Annotated in this window: 24 protein-coding genes; 8 read left to right on the plus strand and 16 right to left on the minus strand. The window is 34.4% G+C overall.

All coding sequences use genetic code 11. The features are described 5' to 3' along the window. The first annotated feature begins 40 nt into the window (after positions 1 to 40). Both CN692_RS07945 and CN692_RS07950 read left to right on the plus strand, forming a co-directional pair. Positions 41 to 637 carry a TetR/AcrR family transcriptional regulator gene (locus CN692_RS07945; RefSeq protein WP_098118629.1) on the plus strand — a complete coding sequence of 199 codons (597 nt, stop codon included), beginning with the start codon at positions 41 to 43 and terminating at the stop codon, positions 635 to 637. 154 nt (positions 638 to 791) lie between these two features. After that, entirely contained in the window at positions 792 to 1,034 is a 243-nt protein-coding gene (locus CN692_RS07950) for a hypothetical protein (protein WP_098118630.1), read from the plus strand. 53 nt (positions 1,035 to 1,087) lie between these two features. Here the strand turns inward: CN692_RS07950 and CN692_RS07955 are convergent, their stop codons facing one another. Continuing rightward, positions 1,088 to 2,044: an ABC transporter permease gene (locus tag CN692_RS07955; protein WP_179865497.1), complete on the minus strand. Its 957-nt coding sequence runs from the start codon at positions 2,042 to 2,044 to the stop codon at positions 1,088 to 1,090. Continuing rightward, positions 2,037 to 2,960, minus strand: a complete 924-nt coding sequence (locus tag CN692_RS07960; RefSeq protein ID WP_098118632.1) for an ABC transporter ATP-binding protein — start codon at positions 2,958 to 2,960, stop codon at positions 2,037 to 2,039. Before CN692_RS07960 ends, CN692_RS07955 begins: the two co-directional genes overlap by 8 nt. 109 nt (positions 2,961 to 3,069) lie before the next feature. Between CN692_RS07960 and CN692_RS07965 the strand changes: the two genes are divergently transcribed. Both CN692_RS07965 and CN692_RS07970 read left to right on the plus strand, forming a co-directional pair. Beyond that, on the plus strand, positions 3,070 to 3,312 hold the full coding sequence (locus tag CN692_RS07965; RefSeq protein WP_098118633.1) for a transporter suffix domain-containing protein: 243 nt from the start codon (positions 3,070 to 3,072) through the stop codon (positions 3,310 to 3,312). Positions 3,313 to 3,600: 288 nt separating this feature from the next. Continuing rightward, entirely contained in the window at positions 3,601 to 3,864 is a 264-nt protein-coding gene (locus tag CN692_RS07970; protein WP_098118634.1) for a hypothetical protein, read from the plus strand. Here CN692_RS07970 and CN692_RS07975 read toward each other — a convergent pair. Then, on the minus strand, positions 3,850 to 4,434 hold the full coding sequence (locus CN692_RS07975; protein ID WP_098118635.1) for a TIGR00730 family Rossman fold protein: 585 nt from the start codon (positions 4,432 to 4,434) through the stop codon (positions 3,850 to 3,852). The two genes, CN692_RS07970 and CN692_RS07975, sit on opposite strands and share 15 nt — an antisense overlap. Before the next feature lie 100 nt (positions 4,435 to 4,534). Between CN692_RS07975 and CN692_RS07980 the strand changes: the two genes are divergently transcribed. Continuing rightward, complete coding sequence (locus CN692_RS07980) at positions 4,535 to 5,521, plus strand: Gfo/Idh/MocA family protein (RefSeq protein ID WP_098118636.1); 987 nt, start codon at positions 4,535 to 4,537, stop codon at positions 5,519 to 5,521. A 48-nt stretch (positions 5,522 to 5,569) separates the two neighbouring features. On the opposite strand, the gene CN692_RS07985 is transcribed toward CN692_RS07980, so the two are convergent. From CN692_RS07985 to CN692_RS27005, 4 genes are all read right to left on the minus strand, one after another. Next, positions 5,570 to 5,938, minus strand: coding sequence for a VOC family protein (locus CN692_RS07985; protein ID WP_098118637.1), 369 nt, complete (start codon positions 5,936 to 5,938; stop codon positions 5,570 to 5,572). Between the two features lie 78 nt (positions 5,939 to 6,016). Beyond that, a complete protein-coding gene (locus tag CN692_RS26090) occupies positions 6,017 to 6,490 on the minus strand; it encodes a hypothetical protein (protein WP_098118638.1) in 474 nt (157 codons plus the stop codon). Positions 6,491 to 6,637: 147 nt separating this feature from the next. Then, complete coding sequence (gene abc-f, locus CN692_RS07995) at positions 6,638 to 8,521, minus strand: ribosomal protection-like ABC-F family protein (protein ID WP_098118639.1); 1,884 nt, start codon at positions 8,519 to 8,521, stop codon at positions 6,638 to 6,640. 108 nt (positions 8,522 to 8,629) lie between these two features. Next, positions 8,630 to 8,791, minus strand: a complete 162-nt coding sequence (locus tag CN692_RS27005) for an RAxF-45 family protein (RefSeq protein ID WP_306659817.1) — start codon at positions 8,789 to 8,791, stop codon at positions 8,630 to 8,632. Between the two features lie 165 nt (positions 8,792 to 8,956). Here CN692_RS27005 and CN692_RS08000 point away from each other — a divergent pair, with 165 nt between their 5' ends. Beyond that, positions 8,957 to 9,349, plus strand: coding sequence for a VOC family protein (locus CN692_RS08000; protein ID WP_098118640.1), 393 nt, complete (start codon positions 8,957 to 8,959; stop codon positions 9,347 to 9,349). Positions 9,350 to 9,402: 53 nt separating this feature from the next. Here the strand turns inward: CN692_RS08000 and map are convergent, their stop codons facing one another. After that, positions 9,403 to 10,149: a type I methionyl aminopeptidase gene (gene map / locus CN692_RS08005; protein ID WP_098118641.1), complete on the minus strand. Its 747-nt coding sequence runs from the start codon at positions 10,147 to 10,149 to the stop codon at positions 9,403 to 9,405. Positions 10,150 to 10,484: 335 nt separating this feature from the next. On the opposite strand from map, the gene CN692_RS08010 reads away from it, so the two are divergent. Continuing rightward, positions 10,485 to 10,706 carry a hypothetical protein gene (locus CN692_RS08010; protein WP_098118642.1) on the plus strand — a complete coding sequence of 74 codons (222 nt, stop codon included), beginning with the start codon at positions 10,485 to 10,487 and terminating at the stop codon, positions 10,704 to 10,706. 39 nt (positions 10,707 to 10,745) lie between these two features. On the opposite strand, the gene CN692_RS08015 is transcribed toward CN692_RS08010, so the two are convergent. Further along, complete coding sequence (locus tag CN692_RS08015) at positions 10,746 to 11,759, minus strand: S66 family peptidase (RefSeq protein WP_098118643.1); 1,014 nt, start codon at positions 11,757 to 11,759, stop codon at positions 10,746 to 10,748. Positions 11,760 to 11,933: 174 nt separating this feature from the next. On the opposite strand from CN692_RS08015, the gene CN692_RS08020 reads away from it, so the two are divergent. Continuing rightward, positions 11,934 to 12,758 (plus strand): COG4705 family protein, encoded by an 825-nt coding sequence (locus CN692_RS08020; protein ID WP_257131651.1) that lies wholly within the window; start codon positions 11,934 to 11,936, stop codon positions 12,756 to 12,758. A 70-nt stretch (positions 12,759 to 12,828) separates the two neighbouring features. Here CN692_RS08020 and ytaF read toward each other — a convergent pair whose 3' ends face one another. From ytaF to CN692_RS08055, 7 genes are all read right to left on the minus strand, one after another. Further along, entirely contained in the window at positions 12,829 to 13,473 is a 645-nt protein-coding gene (ytaF, locus tag CN692_RS08025; RefSeq protein ID WP_098118644.1) for a sporulation membrane protein YtaF, read from the minus strand. A gap of 242 nt (positions 13,474 to 13,715) precedes the next feature. After that, positions 13,716 to 14,426: a twin-arginine translocase subunit TatC gene (gene tatC, locus CN692_RS08030; RefSeq protein WP_257131652.1), complete on the minus strand. Its 711-nt coding sequence runs from the start codon at positions 14,424 to 14,426 to the stop codon at positions 13,716 to 13,718. Between the two features lie 332 nt (positions 14,427 to 14,758). Beyond that, entirely contained in the window at positions 14,759 to 15,589 is an 831-nt protein-coding gene (locus CN692_RS08035; RefSeq protein WP_098118645.1) for an ABC transporter ATP-binding protein, read from the minus strand. 90 nt (positions 15,590 to 15,679) lie between these two features. Further along, positions 15,680 to 16,726: a FecCD family ABC transporter permease gene (locus CN692_RS08040; RefSeq protein ID WP_098118646.1), complete on the minus strand. Its 1,047-nt coding sequence runs from the start codon at positions 16,724 to 16,726 to the stop codon at positions 15,680 to 15,682. A gap of 50 nt (positions 16,727 to 16,776) precedes the next feature. Beyond that, positions 16,777 to 17,838, minus strand: coding sequence for a FecCD family ABC transporter permease (locus CN692_RS08045; protein WP_257131653.1), 1,062 nt, complete (start codon positions 17,836 to 17,838; stop codon positions 16,777 to 16,779). A 13-nt stretch (positions 17,839 to 17,851) separates the two neighbouring features. Next, the gene (locus tag CN692_RS08050; protein WP_098118648.1) at positions 17,852 to 18,847 is read right to left on the minus strand and encodes an iron-siderophore ABC transporter substrate-binding protein; all 996 of its coding nucleotides are present in this window, start codon (positions 18,845 to 18,847) and stop codon (positions 17,852 to 17,854) included. A gap of 396 nt (positions 18,848 to 19,243) precedes the next feature. Further along, positions 19,244 to 20,329 carry a toxic anion resistance protein gene (locus tag CN692_RS08055; protein WP_098118649.1) on the minus strand — a complete coding sequence of 362 codons (1,086 nt, stop codon included), beginning with the start codon at positions 20,327 to 20,329 and terminating at the stop codon, positions 19,244 to 19,246.

Here is a 20,329-nt window from a genome sequence, read left to right on the forward strand (position 1 = left end):
ATGATATACTATTAGATAGATATTGACGGAGGTATAAATATTGGACGGATATAAAAAACGAACTCTGCAGAAAATGGAGAGCATTGAATTAAGTACAACTGAACTATTGACACTACCATTAAATGATATAAAAATTGCAGATATTGCCAAATTAGCAAATGTATCTCAAGTTTCAATCTACAATTATTATGGCAGTAAAGAAGCACTTTTGAAGGCAACAATTATTCGATTAATGAACCAAAAATATGAGGAATACCAACAGGTCGTTTCAAGTGACATCCCTTTTAATGAGAAAATTAAAGAATTATTTATTCGCAAAAAACAAGGACTCGATATTATTAATTTGGAAATGTTTACAGCTTTAATGAAGAAAGATCCCGAACTGCAAGAATTAGTTTTAGACTTTACAATGAACAAATCTTTCAAAGTGTTGACCTCGCTAATCGATGAAGGACGATCTCTCGGTTTAGTTAGGGGCGGAGTACAAAATCAAACACTACTTATCTATATTCAAGTTATAAGCCAAGCCTTTATGAATATGGATCCAACAACCTCACAATATATCCAACAAAAAGACGTAGTAGATGAAATTATGAATTTATTCTTATATGGATTATTGAAGCAGGATGAAGAGTAATTGCAGCTAAAAAAAAGCACCTTTGCGCTATTAAGCAATGGTGCTTTTTTTAGAAGATTCTTCCAACTAAACTTATCTACTGATTTGTATTATCTTACTCTTTTTGTTCATAGAATGAATTACTTATTAATAATTTTTTCCCTTGGAGGAGCATATGCGCAAAACTATTCTATGGATAAAAGAAAATGGCGATGAGATTAAGCGAGGTCTAATTGGAGGATTTACCATTTTCAGTTTAGCGACGATTTTTTTCACAACAGATTCATCAACAGAGTACAACCAAAACGCCTGTCTAAAGTGGGAATATAACAAATCAGCACAGCTAGAAGTTTGCTCTATGTACAAAGCATCCACTACCAACGACATACCGTATGGAACAATGGTAAAGCATGAATAAGTTAAAAAGAATAGGATAAGGCAAATGCCTTATCCTTTTTCCTTTCTTGATCCCTAAACATCCCTCTTTTTAAAGATTTCACCAGCAGTGACGAGGACTAACAATATATATATGACTAGTACTGTAATAGAGAATTCAATTCTCATCCCATTTTCAATATTGACGCCATTTGTGTAAACTGATAAATCGGTATGCATAAATGGTAGAAACTTCGACCAGTCTTTTACTTTTAACAATGTTGCGATCACATCCGATGTTGACAGCAGAATTATGCTTATTAATAATGAAACACTGCTCGTCCTTAAAACTGTTGACAAGAAATATGCAACTGCCACGAAAAATAAGTAAGGTAGTAGATTGATGATATAATCATGTATTAAACTTGGTAAAATGCTCTGTTCTACTACGTGGTTATTTACATATTGTAAAACTGGTTGTGTGCTAAAACTTAGCCCGTTGAGTGCGCTACCTATAATAAAAGAGTAAATAATGATTGCAAACGAAAAGATGAAATATAAAATTGCCAAACTTATAAATTTTGCATAATAAATCATTCTTCTTGTTGATGGTTTAACTAGCAAGAAATTAATCGTTTTCCATTGATACTCTTTTGACATCATATTACTCGCAAAATAAATAAGAAGGATTCCGATAAAGTTCGTTATGGCCGCACCTTTTTTCATAAAGTCCAAAACAGTATGTTGTTGAATCGTTGAGATATTATGTTTAAGACGATACTTGTTGATTTCATACATCTCTTTTTGTTCCTTTGCAAGAGATGGTAAATCTGACGGGTTTTGCGCTACCAACTCTTCTTCGATCTTTTTATTTTCTATTTTTAATTCTGTTCTCCAATTTTTAGCCTTATCCGCTCCTCTCACCTTTTCAACATAATCCCATCTGCCTAGAACGATGATTGGTATAAATAATATTATTAACGAAATAATAAATGATTTTTGAACGAAGACTTTGCGTAGTTCGTTATCAATTAATCCTATAAAATTACTCAATGACATTTCCTCCTGTCAATTGAATAAATAAGTCTTCTAGTCTTTCTTTTTTTCGAGTTACATAATAAATCTCTACCTCAGCCATTACTAACTCTCTCATTAAAGAAGGAATCTCTTCTTCATCAATCTCAAAGATTAATGATTGATTATTCATAATTTCATATTTGTACTTTTTATCTAGTTTTGTAAATTTACTTTCAAAATCGATTGTAGTTTTAACAACTACTTCAATAAATAACTTCTCACCACTTTGATCGTTTAACTCAATTGACTCAACAAATTGACCGTTTTGAATAATAATAGAACGGTCACATATTAATTCTATTTCAGATAATAAATGGCTTGATAGCAAAATTGCCGTTTGTTCAACTTCAGCTATACGTTTTAAATAATCACGAATTTCTCTTACCCCAGCCGGATCTAATCCATTAGTAGGTTCATCTAAAATTAAAATCGAAGGATTATGTAATAAAGCTTGCGCAATGCCTAATCTCTGCTTCATCCCTAAAGAATAGGTTGAAAACTTTTTATGAATTGCATTTGAAAGTCCAAGTAAATCAATTACTTCAAGCACTCTTTTTTTTGAAACACCTTCTAGCATTCGAGAAAAATACATTAGATTTTTATACCCACTATAAAAAGGATAAAAAGCAGGCGTTTCAATCATAGCACCAATATGCTTAATCGATTCTTTAAAATGATCCTTAATTGAATGACCTTTTATATAAATTTCACCACTTGTAATACTCATAAGACCAACAATCATTCGCATTGTCGTCGTTTTTCCTGAACCATTTGGACCTAATAAACCTAGAACCTCGCCCTGACGTAAATCAAAGCTAATATCTTTAATAATCTCTTGATTCTTAATTGTCTTATTTACATTTTTCAGCTCAAGAACAACATCCTGATTCATCTTGAGGCCTCCTAATTATGTTATAAATTATCACGATCTATTAAGTTTTCCCCTTCCTTTTCTGAATAATTAATGCTATTCTCATGAAAGGAATTGAAAGGAGAACTTTATGAAAAGAATACCATACTACTTAGTATTTGGCTCATTTATTCCATATTTGTTAATCTTCACTTTACCTTTTTTACATGTTTCCGGCGGCTTAAAAGCTGGTCTAATCGCACTATTAGTTATTCTAGGAGAAGCAATGTTTTGGATTGGTGGAGTATTTGTGGGTAAAGATGTAATGACGAACTATCGCAAAAAATTGAATCCCGCGAAGTGGCTTAAAAATAGAAGAAAGCAAGAAAACTAATTGAAGGGGACGTCTCTTAACTTAAGAGACACCCTTTTTATTGTTTATGGCAAATGATTGGTTGTGAATGAACCTCTGTATTTTGTAATAAAGCGCCGTTTGTGCATAAACCACTGTGTTTTGTTCATAAACCAACGAGTTTTGTTCATAAATCGCCGACTTTCGTGTATAAAGTTAGTTGGCAGTATCTTTCTGTTGATTACTAACCAATTCAAATTGAAAATTGCGAACATAAATTGAACATTGTTGATAAAGTTGTGAACTTCGTTGATATAACGGCAAATTTCGTTGATTTACCCACCAAATCCCGTTGATATACTGGCAAATCTCGTTGATTTACCGACCAAGCCTGTTGATATACTGGCAAATCTCGTTGATTTACCGACCAAACCTGTTGATATGTTAACAAATCTTGTTGATGTTTTGGGTCAATCGACTTCTTTTCGCTGGAATTCTCTAAAAAGCCAGCAAGAATTTGAGGATTACGATTCAAAAACGAAAAAAAAAACCCACAAAATCGTGGGTTCACCTCTGGTTTTATTTACCTTCTAACTGCTTCCATTTATTTTGGATAACAGGTGGCTCATAATCCTGCATTAGTTTTAATAAGTCGTCCGCATTTTCTGCAACAACGAATAGTGAAAGGGTATTTTCACCCATAAATCCTTCTTTTACAGCATGTCTAAGTAAATCTAAGACTGGAGTGAAATAGTTATCAACATTTAATAAACCGATTGGCTTATTGTGGATTCCAATTTGTGACCAACAAATGATCTCAAATAATTCATCGAAAGTACCAACTCCACCTGGTAGCGCGATAAAACCATCGGACATTTCGTTCATTAAAGCTTTACGCTCATGCATTGTTTTTGTTTCAATGAATTGCGTCAGCCCTTTATGAGCAACTTCTCCACGAAATAGTCCACCGGGCATAATGCCAATGACATTTCCACCTTGTTTTAAAACTTCATTTGCGATTTCTGCCATAATTCCTAGTCTTGATCCACCGTAAATTAAATCTATATTGTTACTAGCAAATAAAGCACCTAGTTTTTTAGCTTGAAGACTAAATGACTCTCTATTCCCAAGATTTGAACCAGCATAAACGCAAATTTTCTTCATAAAATGTCACTTCCTTCGATGTATTTTACTTTATTTTAACATATCTTTCGATTAGGATTGTAAAGATAAAGTTAACTATGTTTTTTTAGGAGATGAAAAGATGAATTTAGGTACAATTGGAACAAGCTGGATTACAGAAAGTTTTATTGAAGCAGCCAAGGATAGTAAATTGCTTAACTTAACTGCAATTTATTCGAGAAATGAAGAAAGTGCTAAAGCATTTGCCTTAAAGCACAATGCACCTAATTATTTTACGAACATCGAAGAATTAGCAAAAAGCCCTGAGGTTGAAATAGTATACATAGCATCACCAAACTCACTACACTATGAACAAGCAATTTTATTACTGCAAAATAAAAAACACGTTATTTGTGAAAAACCAATTTTCTCTACAACAAAAGAATTAGATCACGCATTTAAAGTTGCAGAAGAAAACGGGGTATATTTATTTGAAGCAATTCGTAACTTCCACTCTCCAAACTTCACAGCTTTAAAAGAAGGTCTTGCAAAAGTTGGTCAGATAAGAAGTGCTAATCTACATTATTTACAATACTCTTCGAAATACGACGCGTTCCTTAGAGGGGAAAATCCAAATGTATTTTCTCCAGAATTTTCAGGTGGTGCATTAGTAGATTTAGGTGTTTACCCAGTTTATGTATTGATTGGTTTATTCGGAAAACCGTCTTCTGTAGATTATACACCTGTAAAACTTCGTAGCGGTATTGATGGTAGTGGAACATTAGTGTTAAATTATGAAGACTTTACTTGTAGCATTCAATGCTCTAAAGTCTCCCAATCTTATATTGAAAGTGAAATTACAGGTGAAATCGGGTCTTTAGTGATTGATAAACCATCTCCAATTTCAAAAATTACTTTGATTAACCATAAGTCAAAGCAAAGAGAGTCACTGGAAGTTAACCAAGTAGAAAATGATATGTTATATGAGATCCAGGACTTTACTCGCATTATTAAAGAATCTAACCAAGCAGAGTATGAAAATTTAAAGGAGCTTAGTAAGGTAGTTTTAACTGTAACTGAAACCGCTAGAAAAAAAGGCGGCATTGTTTTTGGGGTAGAAAAAAATTAATAAAAATACCAGTTATCCGATTAGTTGGATACTGGTATTTTTTTTGAATTATTGAGCGCTAGTGTTCTCTTCTGAAAGTCCAAAAAGTAAGCCCTGGTTATCAATAAAGTATGCAAAATAACCCATTTGAGGAATAGCCGTTTTAGGAACTACTATATTTCCACCATTGCTCGATACTTTATCAATCGCTTCATCAATCGAAGTTACATCAATTGAATTCGTAGTACGAGTCTGCCCATCAGGTGAAAGCATTAATCCACCATCGATCCCTTTGTCTGCTGATTCACCTGTTTGAATAAAATAATATTCATGTTGGCCAGGCATTTTTGTAAATTTCCATCCAAAGCTCTTTGAATAAAAATCGATTGCTTGTTCAATATTAGGTACTTGAAGTTCAAATCTAATCACTTTTCCCATTGCACACTACTCCTTTGGTCATATTTTTCGATTAGTTATGTAAGAAGAGCTGATAAAATCAATCAGCTCTATTATTTTTTAATATACAACAACCCATCCCACGTTAGGAACATAGTACCATCTTCTACCATTCAGGATGTAATAGCTTCCTGACCAATAACCTCCTGGTCCAGGAAATCCATGTCCCGGACCATAACCTGGTCCGTGTCCTGGTCCATATCCCGGTCCATGCCCGTGTCCTTGTCCTGGGCCATATCCCGGTCCATGCCCGTGTCCTTGTCCTGGGCCATACCCCGGTTCATGCCCGTGCCCTTGACCTGGGCCATACCCCGGTCCATGTCCGTGTCCTTGACCTGGGCCATACCCTGGCCCGTGTCCTTGTCCTTGTCCTGGGCCATATCCTGGTCCATGCCCTGGCCCTTGACCTGGGCCGTGTCCTTGTCCTGGTCCGTGTCCTGATCCTTGGCCTGGTCCATGCCCTTGACCTGGGCCATGTACTGGTTGTGCTTGACCTGGTCCTGGATATCTACTATACAGATCATCATAAAACATATACTCACCACCTAAATAGAATCGTAATCTTTATAGCTTATTAATTCTATTTGAGACATGAGCAAGTACTATGTCATTTACCTATCAATTGATGATTACGCCTATACGTATTAAAAGTATTCATTAATAAATACTTACCATTTTTTCTCATTCAATACATTCATCAAGTTCTTTATATAAAGCCATACTTTTTAATTCTAATGCTTCCAATTCTTGATGATATTTCTGTAAACTGTTTAGATCACTTTCAAGCATCATTTGCTTATTTTTTTCACTGATCGCTTCTTCTAACTGATAGATTTCATTTTCAATGTCTTCTATATTTCGCGATTTTGAATTAATCTTATTTGCTGGTTTAGATTCAGGATTTGTTTTTACTACTTTTTCCTTTTCAAGTTTATTTCGATATACGGTCATTTTTTCTTTCGCGACTTGGTATTCTTCAATAAACTCGAATAGAGACCCATTTTCTAGCCAGTAAATTTTTGAAAATAGCTTATTTATGAAATAACGGTCATGCGAGACAGAAAGAATCGTTCCTTTAAAATTTTCTAAAGCGTCTTCTAATACTTCTCTAGATTCAATATCTAGATGGTTAGTAGGCTCATCTACGATTAATAAATTAATATCTTGGTACATAAGTTGAGCCAATCTTAATCGCATTCGCTCTCCACCACTAAGTTGGCTTACTTTTCGATAAACCATATAACCATAAAATAAGAAACCAGCTAATATATTTCGCGCTTCACCTTCAGTCACATGTACTTCTTCTCTGAATTCCTGTAGTACTGTGTGATCAGAATGGATTGGTTCATAATGTTGCGATAAATAACCAATTTTCACACTGCTGCCAAGCTTTAATTTTCCTTCATCTATTGCGGTTTGGCCTAAAATCATCTTTAATAAAGTTGATTTTCCGGTACCGTTGTTTCCTACTATAACTGCTCTTTCTCCATAGAATAATGAGAAATTAAGCTGTTTAAATAAAGCTTTGTCCGCAAAAGATTTTGAAAGATTTTCAGCTACAACGACATCTTTTCCACTTCGACCAGATTCCTCTAGTTGAAATGCCATTTTCTTTTTTTGTAAAATAGGACGCTTTAATCTTTCAATTCGTTCTAGAGCCTTTTCCATACTTCTAGCTCTTCTATGCAAACCAGCATTTGGTGGATTTGCCTGATTAGCCCACTCTCTCAGACGTTTGATTGTTTCTTTCATTTTTTGAATTTTCTTTTGCTGCTCTTCGTAAGCCTGAAACTCTCTTAATAATCTTTCTTCTTTTTGAACAACATACATTGAATAATTTGTATGATAAGCAATAATTTCTCCGTCTTCTAATTCTAAAATATGATTGACCACTTCATCTAAGAAATGTCGATCATGAGAAATGACAACGATTGTTCCTTCATACTCCTTTAAGTAAGAGCCTAACCATTCAATGGCTGATAAATCTAAGTGATTTGTTGGCTCATCAAGTAATAATAAATCTGGTTGTTGTAAAAGGACGATTCCTAACCCAATCTTTGTTTTTTCTCCACCACTTAAAGAAGAAAATTGTTTTGAAAGTAAGTCATTGATTCCTAACCCATTAGCAATTTTCGAAAGCGAGGCTTCCATCTCATATCCGCCGTTAATACTAAATTTCTCTTGCAATGATCCATAACTTACTAACAATTGTTCTAATTTGCGTTCATTTATCGTATTGGCCATCTTTATTTCCAATTGCTTCATTTCATTTTCTATTTTCCGTAATTCTTCAAAAACTGTTAATAATACATCTCTACTTGTCATCTCGGCCTGAAAAACAGGGATCTGCGCAAGATAGCCAATTTTTATTCCTTTTTTAAAGTGAATTGAGCCACTATCAGGCGATTCAATACCTGTTAAAAGTTTAAAAATACTAGTTTTACCACTACCATTTGCGCCAACTAAACCGACGCGGCTACCTTGATGAATTTGAAATGATAATTCCGTAAAAAGTGAATTTCCACCGAACATTTTTGAAATTTTTTCTATACTACATGCAATCATGATTAATTCTCCTTCTATTTTCCGTACCAATCCATAGAAAAAAGCCATAGAACTCATCCATGGCTTAAATCGTGACTTAATAGAAGTGTGTATCACACAATTATTTTATCAATTGAAGTCGTAGGAAAGAGTACGTTTTCGTTTTATTTGAGTTGTTAAATTATTAAAAAAGGACACAGCTATCCCGTTAACAGCTAAACACGCAAATTTTGCACGACAATAATATAAAAACTCTATCATTTGTGCGCAAACCATTTGAAAACGTAACATCTTCTCTACACCTCCTTTTCGAACATAAATTTATTTAAATTATAAAATATTTTAACTTTTAGCACAATACCTATTATAGTTGGCTATACTTAAATTGTGAGTTTTAGTTCGCATTTTATACATATTTATTCTTCAACAACAAACTAAAGGAATTGGGGAGAAAAAATGAAAAATATTTTACCACATATTTACGTTGAAAACTGTAAAGAAGAGCTTGAGTACTACAAGCAAATTTTTGGTGGTGAGATCAGGAACACACAAACTGGTGATGGAATGGAAATGTTTAAAGGCCATGAAGGAAAGTATATTCACGCCGAATTACATATCAATGATAACTGTATAATCTATTTTGCAGATGTTTTTAGACCATTAGTTAAAGGCGACAATGTTTGGACAACACTTGAAATGAGCTCCGAAGATGAAATAAAATCAATTTATGAAAAGTTATCAAAAGACGGAGAAGTTCATATGGAACTGCAAGATACATTTTGGAACTCTAGATTTGCAGTCGTAAAAGATAAAAACGGATTTACTTGGGAGCTAAACTACTCGAAGTAAGTATGAGCAAAAATAAAAGCGAAGAACATAAAATTCTTCGCTTTTCCTATCCCTTACAATTGCGTTAAGATAATTGGCTCACCTTTTGTTACAACAATTGTGTGTTCGCATTGCGCTACTAAGCTTTTATCTGGAGTTACAAATGTCCAGCCATCCCCAGACTCAATGATATGATCCGCGTTTGCTGAGATAAATGGTTCTACTGCTAATACAAGACCATCTTTTAATAATGCCTTATCCATTGGATCGAAATAATTTAAAATATGTTGAGGACTTTCATGAAGACTTTTACCAATTCCGTGGCCCGTTAAGTTTTCAATTACATTTAAACCATTTTTACTTGCTTCATTGAATACTGCTCTACCAATTTGGTTTTTCTTTGCCCCTGCTTTTGTTTTTTTCATAGCAGCCCAAAAAGCATCCTCTGCAACTTTGCAAAGTTTTTCTTTTAATAAATCACCATTTCCAATTACAAAAGAAATGCCAGTGTCAGCATAATAACCATCTAATGCTGCGGAAACATCAATATTAACTAAGTCTCCATCTTGAAGTACTCGTTCTCCGGGAATACCATGAGCTACTTCTTCATTTACACTAATACATGTTGTACCAGGAAAATCATACTCTTTTTGTGGAGCCGAAGTTGCGCCATGCTCATCTAACACGTTTCTACCAATTTCATCTAATTCTTTCGTTGTCATTCCAGCGACAGCCTTTGCTTTCATTTCTTCTCTTGCTAACGCTACGATACGACCTATTTTTCTTAAAGCTTCTAATTCTTGTTCATTATTTATAATCATTTTACTGCTCCTGATTCTATTTAATAATATGTCTTTCTTTTATTATGCCATAATATTACTATGTTATAGTCTTTTAAGCACTTATACAACTTTTTCTATTTAAAAAGAGCCACACCAAATCAATAACCTTTCATGAGAATTATTTAAATACCCTCTTTTTAGCTTCTTTGATTGCTACTATGGGTCATAATACATTTTCTAAAATACTCCTTACAAACTAAAAATAAATTTTATATAAGTCACAGATCTATCACAGAACCCCCAATTTCCTTATCCATAATTGAGATATAATTACCTTAAATAAAAGTTCAGATAATTTTGAGAGGTTGAAAAATATGGTTGAAAAAATTGTATTTTTTATATTATTAATGCCTTTTTATGTAATTTTGGTATGGTCTTTTTTTGAAACAAGAGAAAGTTTATTAATGGGCAGAATATGGATGTATAATGAAGAACCTGACCTTTCTGATGAATATATTCTCTACACAAAAGTCGTGATTGGGATTATCACTGTGTTTATTACAATATTTGCACTTGTTTTCTTCTTTAAATATTAAAAAAGCGTTCTTTTTCTTAAAAAACGCTTTAGTGTTGAATTAAATAAAGGACTGTACAATTACACCTTTCCCATCATTCACTTCTACTTCTGCAAATGCTCCATTAATGAAAGTAATTTGAGGTGGCACATGACCGCAATCAATATCGTATATAATTGGTATTTCTAATTCTTCATTTAATTCATTGTATACATCTTCTATTGTATAGTGATCTACAGCTTGATTTGCTGCACTACGTCCAAATAATATTCCAGAGCAATTTTCGAACCATCCTGCAAGTTTCATTTGTACTAGGGACCTTTTTAGGTCAGTTGTATTCATTTCACAATTCTCAAAATACCAGATAATCGGTTCTTCGCTAATGTATTTACTACTAAATAATCGTACATCACCATAAGGAGTCCCAACAAGATGTCTAATCACGTCAATACATCCACCAAGCAATCTTCCTTGAGCTTTTTCAGCTTTAGTCGAAGTTGTTTTCCATTTTGTTTTTTCAGACAAATGAAATACATAAGGTGTTGAGTTATCATGCTGCCATTTCACTTGGAACATTGGTGAGGAAGCTTGAGTAATAGAGCCCCCGGACTTAGTTGTTAAAACCTTCTGCCACATTGCCGTTGTCTCATCAGAGTATTCTCCTCTTAAATCGATTAAGTTCGTACCGTGGGCAGTTGCGATCCCTGTTGTTAATGTAAATGCTAATAATAGAATACTTGTGTCTGAATATCCTAAAATCCATTTTTCTTTAAAGTTTTCGAACTCCAATTTATCGAGGGTTTCAATCGCAAACTCTCCACCCCACGGCGGAAAAATTAGGTTTATTTCTTCATCATTCATCATTCGATTTAACTCGCTTGCACGCGTTTGGGCATTTGCTGATTTAGCCTTGTCATGTGTCCAAACTGTCTCTCCACATTCCAACTTAAATCCATCTCTTTCCATGCGACTAATTGATTGCTTCATCAATCCATGGAACTGCTCCTTTAAACCTGATGACGGTGCAGTCACCCCTATCGTTGCACCACTATTTAGAATAGGATACCTAATCATCATATCACCTATTTTCTTTTTACTGATTCTAATGGAATACACTGTGTTATACAATCAAAAATTCTAAATTACGAATTTTCTTTAAGTAAATTTCATTAAATTTCTTGTCCATTTTCATTTTACTTTCATAAAACTTGTTTACATTTTATTTAAATCCAATAAGGAGGACATGAAATGGAAACAATTGAAAAAAAGCATACAAATAAGACAATAAATCCACAAATAGAAAATATGTTAAAAAAAGTTCCAGAGGTAACGATTTTTTTCTGGATCACTAAGCTATTAACAACGGGTATGGGTGAAGTGTTTTCTGATTATATCGTAAAAACTTTAACGCCAGTAATCGGTGTTGCAGTAGCATTAATAGTCCTAATACTGTCTTTATTTTTACAGTTTAAGGTCCGCAAATATATACCTAGTATTTATTGGCTTGTTGTTGTAATGATTAGTGTATTTGGTACAGTTGCTGCAGACGTTGTACACGTTGGTCTTGGTGTGCCTTACGTAGCATCAACATTGTTTTTTGCTGTATTGTTAGCAATTATTTTTGCGGTTTGGTATCGCAAGGAAAAAACTCTTTCTATACACAGTATATACACAAAACGCCGTGAGGTTTTATATTGGTCGGTTGTTATGGGAACTTTCGCTTTAGGAACAGCTGCTGGTGATATGACTGCATCAACAATGCATTTAGGTTATTTTTCATCAGGTATTCTGTTCACGATCTTACTAGCAATACCGGTAATCGGAAAAAAATTCTTCAAGTTAAATGAAATTTTCTCTTTTTGGTTTGCTTATATTATGACCAGACCGGTTGGAGCATCTTTTTCTGATTGGAGTTCTGTATCTCAGAAGCATGGTGGACTCGGATTCGGTGGTGGACCAGTAAGCCTAGTATTATCAATTATTATCATCATTTTAGTTGCTTATCTTTCTATTTCAAAAAAAGATGTAATGAAAGTAAGTGATAACGAAGAATCACATTCTACAATTGCATAGGATCTCACAAATAAAAGAAGCTGATGTTGAAATTTTTCCATCAGCTTCTTTTCTTTATCTAAATCCCTTGTTAAAGGAGATTGTGTATCGCAATTAACACTAAAATAATCCCACTTATAATGGAACTAAATTGTCCAAGTGACCATCCACCTATTTTTACATTCGCAACTTTTTTCCCTAAAAGGACTCCTAACCAAATCGCTACGAAACTAAAAATACTGGCTGCTATTGAGATGGCAAATGGTGAAAGTCCTATTAATCCAACACCTAAGCCGTTCGTAAGTGCATTCATCGATACTGCTGTACCGAGTATGATTGCCTCAAAGCTACTAATATCTCCAGAATGATCGACATCGGCCTTTTCTGGTGAGCTTAAATAATTTGTAAGGCCATTAGTATTTGATTCATCTTCATGATCATTTATAATTTCTTCTTTGTTTTTTCTTGGAATCGTAAGAAGGACAATTCTAAGTCCAATAACTAATAAAAAAAATGCTCCGATTACATTGGATAGTGTTCCAGGGAATACTTTTGAAATATATTGCCCTGAAACAATTCCCGCTTCACTGAAAATAAACGCTATGATTGAGATAATTAAATTAGCTAATATACCAACCTTTATTCCACGGATTCCATAAGTTATTCCTACTCCAAAATTATCTATACTAGATGAAAAAGCGAGAAATAAAACAGTGAACCAAATTGAATATTGCATAGTGTATGCTCCTAACTCCATTCATTTTCTGTCAAAGGGTGTTTGCCTAGCTTTTTATAACCTATGATGAATTTATGAATATTCAACTTGTTCAAAGTTTAAATTTTTATTAATAAAACGATTAATAGATATAGATAAAGAAAACTCGCCGATTGATGAGCCGTCGGACGAAGATAGATGCTTTTCTTCAAAATTGCCAATTTATACTTTCTTAATGTGAAAAAAAAGAGGTAAATGAGCTTTTACTCATTTACCTCTTTTTTTCTATAAACCGATTTAGATGTAAAAATACTTAGTTCGTATAATAAAATTAATGGTATTGAAACTGAAATATGAGAAATAAAATCTGGTGGTGAAATACAGCATGCTACAATTACTAATATAAAGTATGCGTATTTTCTAACCTTTTGTAAGTAGCTAGGTTTTACTATGCCAATCTTCGTTAAAAACATAATGACAACTGGCATGTCAAAAAACGCAGCAAATGGAACAACAAGATTAAAAAGAAATGAGAAATACTTTTCTACTGTATAATTTTGTTCAAGCATACCTTGTCCCATTACTGTTAGGAACTTTAGGATGTTTGGAAAAACAAAATAATAGCCAATTGCTAATCCAAAAATAAAAAGAAAAAATAATGCCGGAATATAAAATCCAATCCCTTTTTGCTCTGAAGGATGTAAACCAGGTTTCACAAATAGCCAAGTTTGCCATGTTGCCACTGGAATCGTGAATACGGCCGCAAAAACAGCAGATATTGAAAAATACACCCATAATATATCTCCGGGACTTAGTACGACTAGTTTATATGTTAAAGACCTCGTTAAGAATTTATAGATTGGTTCAACATAAACAAGCCCAATAATAAATAGAACAATAAAAGTAACTGCTGTAATAATAATTCTTTTACGCAGTTCTTCAAGATGATCGACTACTTCCATTTCTTTATTCATATGAATTCTCCGCTTTGTTGTTTACTAGAACAATTTGTATTAAATACTTTTTGATCCCATTATGATTATTTCAAATTAATTGAATTAGTTCAATTAAATTTTTTTAATAAAAGCAGGTTTTTAATCGCAAAAATAATTAATATGCCATATAAAGAAAACTCGCCGATTGGCGAAGACAGAGGGGTAGTTGCACTTATACTTATACCTATAATTGGCATCTACGTCGACTGATCTTCACCGCCTGCCAATCTATACTTTCTTAATGTGTAAAAAATCACTAATAAAAAAATAAGNNCTTATTTTTTTATTAGTGATATTAAACGAACCATAAGCTATCGGTCTTTTCCTAATGGAACTACTAACGGTGTCATGGCAACTGGGTCTTCGATAATCATACATTTTAAGCCGAATACTTCCTCAACAAGTTTTTCGGTAATGATTTCACGAGGATCACCTTGTGCTATGACTTGGCCATCTTTCATGGCAATAATATTATCTGCATATCTTGCAGCGTGATTCAAGTCATGTAAAACGGCAACTAATGTGTTCCCTTGTTGGTTTAAATCTTTAAATAGTTCTAGCAGTTCAATTTGATGAGCAATATCAAGATATGTCGTTGGTTCATCAAGAAGTAGCAATGGTGTTTGCTGAGCTAGCACCATAGCAACCCAAACTCTTTGTCTTTGCCCACCTGAAAGCTCATCGACATATCGATGCGATAAATCGCTCGTATTTGTAAGCTCCATTGCAGACATTACTGCTGCTTCATCTTCATCAGTCCATTGCCTTATAAGATTCTGGTATGGATATCGACCATGTGACACCAAATTCGCAACTGTAATCCCATCTGGTGCAGTTGAAGATTGTGGCAACAAACCTAGTTTACGAGCTACTTCCTTTGATTTATAAGATGTAATAGCTTTCCCGTCTAGTAAAATTTCTCCAGCAGACGGCTTAAGCAAATTTGAAAGAGTTCGCAGTAGGGTTGATTTCCCACAACCATTTGGACCAACAATTACTGTAAATGATCCGTCTGGAATCTGTACTGAAAGGTTTCTGGAAATTACTCGATTATCATATTTGATTGTAATGTTTTCTGTCCAAAGCCTAGACTCTGTTTTGGACATTTTCTGGCTTTGAATTTCTGCTGCTGTTAACTTCATATTTCAAACTCAACTTCTTTCAATCAGAATATCGTAATACGGGAAACCTTTTTTAGAAAGGACCTACTACCTTGCAAATTTCTACTTTATTTAAGCTGCTGAACGTGCCTGTCTAAATAATAGCCACACTAAGTATATTCCGCCTAATGATAAAGTTACTACACCAACTGGAAAAATTGTTCCTGGAATTACTCTTTGAGCAAGTACATCCGCTCCTAGTAATAGAAATGATCCCATCATCGCTGCAGGTAACAAACTCTCTTCGGATTTCGTGATCCGTTTAGCGATTTGTGGCGCAACTAGTGCAACAAAGCTAACTGGTCCAACTACTGCTGTTGGTGCAGCCGTCAAAGCAACGGCAATTAGAATCAACACGAGTTGAGACCGATCAATTCGAACACCGTGAGATTTTGCTGTATCCATCCCAAGCTCCATTTCACGCAATGGTCTGTTCATTATACCAGCGCAAATTATTAGAAGAAAAACAGCAATTGCTGGTGGAATCATTTGCTTCCAATCTATACCGTTTAAAGATCCCACTCCCCAAGCTGCCGCAGTTAATGCGACCTCTGCATCACTTTTAATAAGTAGCATTGAGTTGACACTTCCTAAAAGAGCCGAAACCGCTATTCCGACGATTATTAGACGAAAGTTTTGTGTTCCTTTACGAAAAGCTAGCAAATAAATAAGGAGGGCTGTTGTGAAACCGCCAATTAAAGCTCCACTTGCTACACTTAAGTAGGAAGTTGACTTAGCTACAAGAAGCACAATAAGCGCTCCAGTGTAAGAGCCTGATGTAAAGCCTATGATATCGGGCGATCCTAATGGATTTCGAGTAATTGATTGAAAAATCATTCCACTTACTGCTAAACCAGCTCCAAAAATAATCGCAGCCAGTACCCTTGGTAAACGCCAATCGACTACAACAGTTTGTGTCATACCTGTCGCTTGACCAATTAAAGCAGAAAAAACTTCACTTATACTTAATTTCAGTGTACCTACCATTAACGCAAACATTGCAATTGCAATCGTGGCTATAAGAAGGATTAATGTTACAATTATGCTTCTCACATCAATGCGCGCCTTTATAGGCCATTTAAGTTGTATATAGTGCCGACCGTAATTAATAGGGCGCATAACATTCACTCCTTCTTACTTTCAAACTTATGCCACAAATCATTTTCATATTATAATCCACTCGCTTTACGTCTACGAACAAGAATCAATAGAATCGGTGCACCAACCAATCCTGTGATAATCCCTACTGGAACTTCAGAAGGTAACAATACAACCCTACCAATAATATCCGATAAAATGAGTAGAATCGGTGCTGCTACAATTGAGTATAAAAAGATCCAAAATTGGTCTGGGCCAACAAACCATCGTACACAATGTGGCACCATCAAGCCTATAAAACCAATTGGGCCAGCTATTGCTGTTGCACCACCGGCCAATAAAGTGATGGCAATTAATCCGATTGTACGAGTCACACCAACATTTACGCCCAATGATGATGCACGATCGTCTCCAAATGCGATCGCATTTAATGCCGGAGTTATAACAAAAGCAAGTAAGGCTCCAACTATTAAAATAGGAAGAACAAGCCAAAGGTCATCAAGACTTCTTCTAGCTAATGTCCCAACGCTCCAATTCAACATTCGTGCGAATGCCTTACTATTTATTAATGTTAATGATGTTGTAATTCCGCTCAATGTGGCCCCGAGCGCAACCCCAGCTAATGTAATTTGTACAGGCGTAGGTGCTTTTTTACCTGCGCCTCCACTAATAATATACACAGCAATTGTTGCTACTAATGCTCCTGCTAGTGCAAACCACATATAGGCGGACATCGATGTAACAGAAAATACACCAACTCCTATAGCTACTGCAAAAGCTGCACCTGCATTAACACCAAGAATACCAGGGTCCGCTAGCGGATTCCTGGTAAGTACTTGAATCAATGCACCTGCTAAGCCAAAAGCAGGTCCAACTATAAGTGCAATTAGTGTTCGAGGAACCCGAGTAGTAAGAATGATCGTATGGTCATAGCTGTTGTTTGGTGAAAACAACGCATCCCACACAACTCTAGGTGGAATAGACTTCGCACCGATCATTAAACTTAAAAATACTACGGCTACCAAAAGTAAAAGTGCTACGATGAAGCCCAAAAACCGTTGCAACCGTATTGAAGTAATTGTCTTTTTATTTGTCCCAACTACTTGAGTCGTTTTGTTTTTTGGTTGCTTCATCGCGCTCACTGTATTACTCCCCGCCTTCTAATGCTGTTTTAAATTGTTTTGGTAAATTATCGATTGCCCATAATAATGCAGGAACCGTTCCCGTTGAAAATGCGTTTGATGAATTCGTATCAAGAATTAATGATCTTCCATCAGCTACAGAAGGAATCTTCTGATAAAGTTTATTGTTAGTAATCTCTTTTGGATCAACAAAAATAGGTAATACAAGAGTAAGATCAGCGTTTAAAAGATCTAACTTTTCATCAGCAACTTTAATAAAGAAATTACCTTTTGCTAATTTTTCGATCTCTTCTTTATTTTTGAAACCAAGTCGCGTTACAAAATCAACACGAGAATCTCCTTTTACGTATGCACCGAAACCTGAAGAATCGTAAGCACCAACTGCAATCGTTTTACCTGCAAATTCAGGATTTGCTTTAGCAGCTTTATCAAATGCTACGTCTACGTCCTTAAGAAGTTGTTCTCCTTTACTAACTTTACCAAGAGCTTGAGCAATCATTTGTACTTGTTCTTTAGTAGAAGTTAAATAATTATCTCCATCTTTAGGAACTCCAACCGTTGGAGCAATTTCTGAAAGTCGTTTATATCGTTCTTCATCACCTGAAGATTTTACATCAAGAATTAAATCTGGTTTAAGTGAAGCAATTTTCTCGTAATCAAGTTCCATTGTACCAAGAATAGTTGGTGACTTTTTATATGTACCTTTTAACCATGGTCCAACACCGTCTCCACCAAAAGCAAGCCAGTCACTTGCACCAATCGGTTCAACTCCAAGACTTAATGCAGTCTCTGCATCTCCCCAACCTAGAGCTACTACGCGCTTAGGATGTCCTTTGATTTCCACTTTACCAAATTTAGTATCAATTGTGACAGCGGATTCATTTGAAGACTTTTTATCAGACTTTTTACTTGAATCTGACGAACAGCCAACTAGACCAATTATTAATAATAAAGACATTACAATCCCAAGTATTTTAGGCATTTTCATATTGCTAATCATTTCTGTCTCTCCTTAATTATATGTTGATGTTGATAATCATTTTCAATTATTTATTATACTGGACCGAGAATCAATGTCAATACATTTCACAGTTGATACTGAACTTTCAGAATTGTTTAATTATCAATCAAGCAATTTAATAAATGAATCGAATCTAATCAACTTTTTTTAGTAACATATGTAATTAGGAAATAACATTTCATTTCATCTCATTATATTATAATAACATTTTTTCAAAATAAAAGTATTAAAAATTAACTAAAAAGACTAGCCAGGAAGCAACAAATACTCTTTAACTTACAAAGTTGGTTAATACCCGCACAGTTACTTATTTAATATAAATAAAAGTCAGTAGCTGTTTATCTACTGACTTCTATTTATTAGATGCTATAAAACCTAGTTTCCTTGCTTAAGTTTAATGAAGTTTTCCTGAAGCTGCTCTAAGCGCAATTTACCTTGTTCGCGTTGAACTTTATTTTCTTCTTCAATCGCTTTCGTTTCTTGCATACCCTTCATAATGATATTCCAAGTCTCTTCCATCGTCTCGATTTTAATGCTAGGTGCACCTGATAATCTAGCAATATCAACACTTTGCTGTGAAATTGTATTCGCATTGCGTAATAATAATTCATTAGTTCTCTTATCTAACTCATCCATAGATTGAGCTACTAAATTTTGTCTCTTTGCCGAGATCGCATTAATTAATGCCGTTTTAAAGATTGGAATTGTTGTTACAAATGCTGAGTTAATTTTACCTATCAATTTTGTATTACCACGTTGTAACATACGAATTTGTGGTGCTGATTGGTATGCCACTTGTTTCGCCATTTCTAAATCATAAGTACGTTGTTCAATTAGCTCAATCGCATTTTTTAAAGTGTCTAATTCCATCATAGCAAGCTGATTACCAGTTCCAGCTCTTTCTGTTAATGCAGGAAGCTGAGTTTTTAGCTCTTCGGCTTTCAATTCTGCAGCTACAATATATTTTTCTAAATCCAAATAATACATGACATTTTGCTCGTAAAGTTGTTCTAATGTATTTGTAGATGACTTCATTTCATGTTCATACTTTGTAATTTCGATATAAACCTTATCAATTTCAGTCCCCATTGATTGATACTTATCAAATAACTTATCGATTAACTTTTGTCCGCGATTAAAAATTTTAGAAAGAAATCCTTTTTCCTCTGCAAAATCCTTCGCATCAAAGCGGTCCATAATTTTACCCAATTGCTTTAATAGAACGCTAGATTCTTCCATACTTGAAGCCTTAATCGTATTTAATATTTTGCCTGAGAAAGTTGAAATTTCATTCGCTGGTTCTTTTCCATACTCTAATAAAGCAATTTGATTTTTGTAATCGATTGAATTAGCTAAACGATGTACTTCCGGTTCGTTTCTTAATTGTAATTTCATTTCATTTGGATTAGCTTTTATGATTTCATCTTGATTTTCTAAACTAGTAAGTGTATTTACAGACAT

This window comes from Bacillus sp. AFS002410 (genome assembly GCF_002556365.1).
GTDB lineage: Bacteria > Bacillota > Bacilli > Bacillales > Bacillaceae_G > Gottfriedia.

What these genes read in the sequence shown, in the direction of transcription:
- CN692_RS08045 (WP_257131653.1), bottom strand. Translation starts at nt 17,838, where the DNA reads ATGAAGCAACCAAAAAACAAAACGACTCAAGTAGTTGGGACAAATAAA.
- map (WP_098118641.1), bottom strand. Translation starts at nt 10,149, where the DNA reads ATGATTATAAATAATGAACAAGAATTAGAAGCTTTAAGAAAAATAGGT.
- tatC (WP_257131652.1), bottom strand. Translation starts at nt 14,426, where the DNA reads ATGAATAAAGAAATGGAAGTAGTCGATCATCTTGAAGAACTGCGTAAA.
- CN692_RS07980 (WP_098118636.1), top strand. Translation starts at nt 4,535, where the DNA reads ATGAATTTAGGTACAATTGGAACAAGCTGGATTACAGAAAGTTTTATT.
- CN692_RS08040 (WP_098118646.1), bottom strand. Translation starts at nt 16,726, where the DNA reads ATGCGCCCTATTAATTACGGTCGGCACTATATACAACTTAAATGGCCT.
- CN692_RS27005 (WP_306659817.1), bottom strand. Translation starts at nt 8,791, where the DNA reads ATGTTACGTTTTCAAATGGTTTGCGCACAAATGATAGAGTTTTTATAT.
- CN692_RS08020 (WP_257131651.1), top strand. Translation starts at nt 11,934, where the DNA reads ATGGAAACAATTGAAAAAAAGCATACAAATAAGACAATAAATCCACAA.
- CN692_RS08050 (WP_098118648.1), bottom strand. Translation starts at nt 18,847, where the DNA reads ATGATTAGCAATATGAAAATGCCTAAAATACTTGGGATTGTAATGTCT.
- CN692_RS07985 (WP_098118637.1), bottom strand. Translation starts at nt 5,938, where the DNA reads ATGGGAAAAGTGATTAGATTTGAACTTCAAGTACCTAATATTGAACAA.
- ytaF (WP_098118644.1), bottom strand. Translation starts at nt 13,473, where the DNA reads ATGCAATATTCAATTTGGTTCACTGTTTTATTTCTCGCTTTTTCATCT.
- CN692_RS07965 (WP_098118633.1), top strand. Translation starts at nt 3,070, where the DNA reads ATGAAAAGAATACCATACTACTTAGTATTTGGCTCATTTATTCCATAT.
- CN692_RS08055 (WP_098118649.1), bottom strand. Translation starts at nt 20,329, where the DNA reads ATGTCTGTAAATACACTTACTAGTTTAGAAAATCAAGATGAAATCATA.
- CN692_RS26090 (WP_098118638.1), bottom strand. Translation starts at nt 6,490, where the DNA reads ATGTTTTATGATGATCTGTATAGTAGATATCCAGGACCAGGTCAAGCA.
- CN692_RS07975 (WP_098118635.1), bottom strand. Translation starts at nt 4,434, where the DNA reads ATGAAGAAAATTTGCGTTTATGCTGGTTCAAATCTTGGGAATAGAGAG.
- CN692_RS08035 (WP_098118645.1), bottom strand. Translation starts at nt 15,589, where the DNA reads ATGAAGTTAACAGCAGCAGAAATTCAAAGCCAGAAAATGTCCAAAACA.
- CN692_RS08010 (WP_098118642.1), top strand. Translation starts at nt 10,485, where the DNA reads ATGGTTGAAAAAATTGTATTTTTTATATTATTAATGCCTTTTTATGTA.
- CN692_RS07950 (WP_098118630.1), top strand. Translation starts at nt 792, where the DNA reads ATGCGCAAAACTATTCTATGGATAAAAGAAAATGGCGATGAGATTAAG.
- abc-f (WP_098118639.1), bottom strand. Translation starts at nt 8,521, where the DNA reads ATGATTGCATGTAGTATAGAAAAAATTTCAAAAATGTTCGGTGGAAAT.
- CN692_RS07960 (WP_098118632.1), bottom strand. Translation starts at nt 2,960, where the DNA reads ATGAATCAGGATGTTGTTCTTGAGCTGAAAAATGTAAATAAGACAATT.
- CN692_RS08015 (WP_098118643.1), bottom strand. Translation starts at nt 11,759, where the DNA reads ATGATTAGGTATCCTATTCTAAATAGTGGTGCAACGATAGGGGTGACT.
- CN692_RS08000 (WP_098118640.1), top strand. Translation starts at nt 8,957, where the DNA reads ATGAAAAATATTTTACCACATATTTACGTTGAAAACTGTAAAGAAGAG.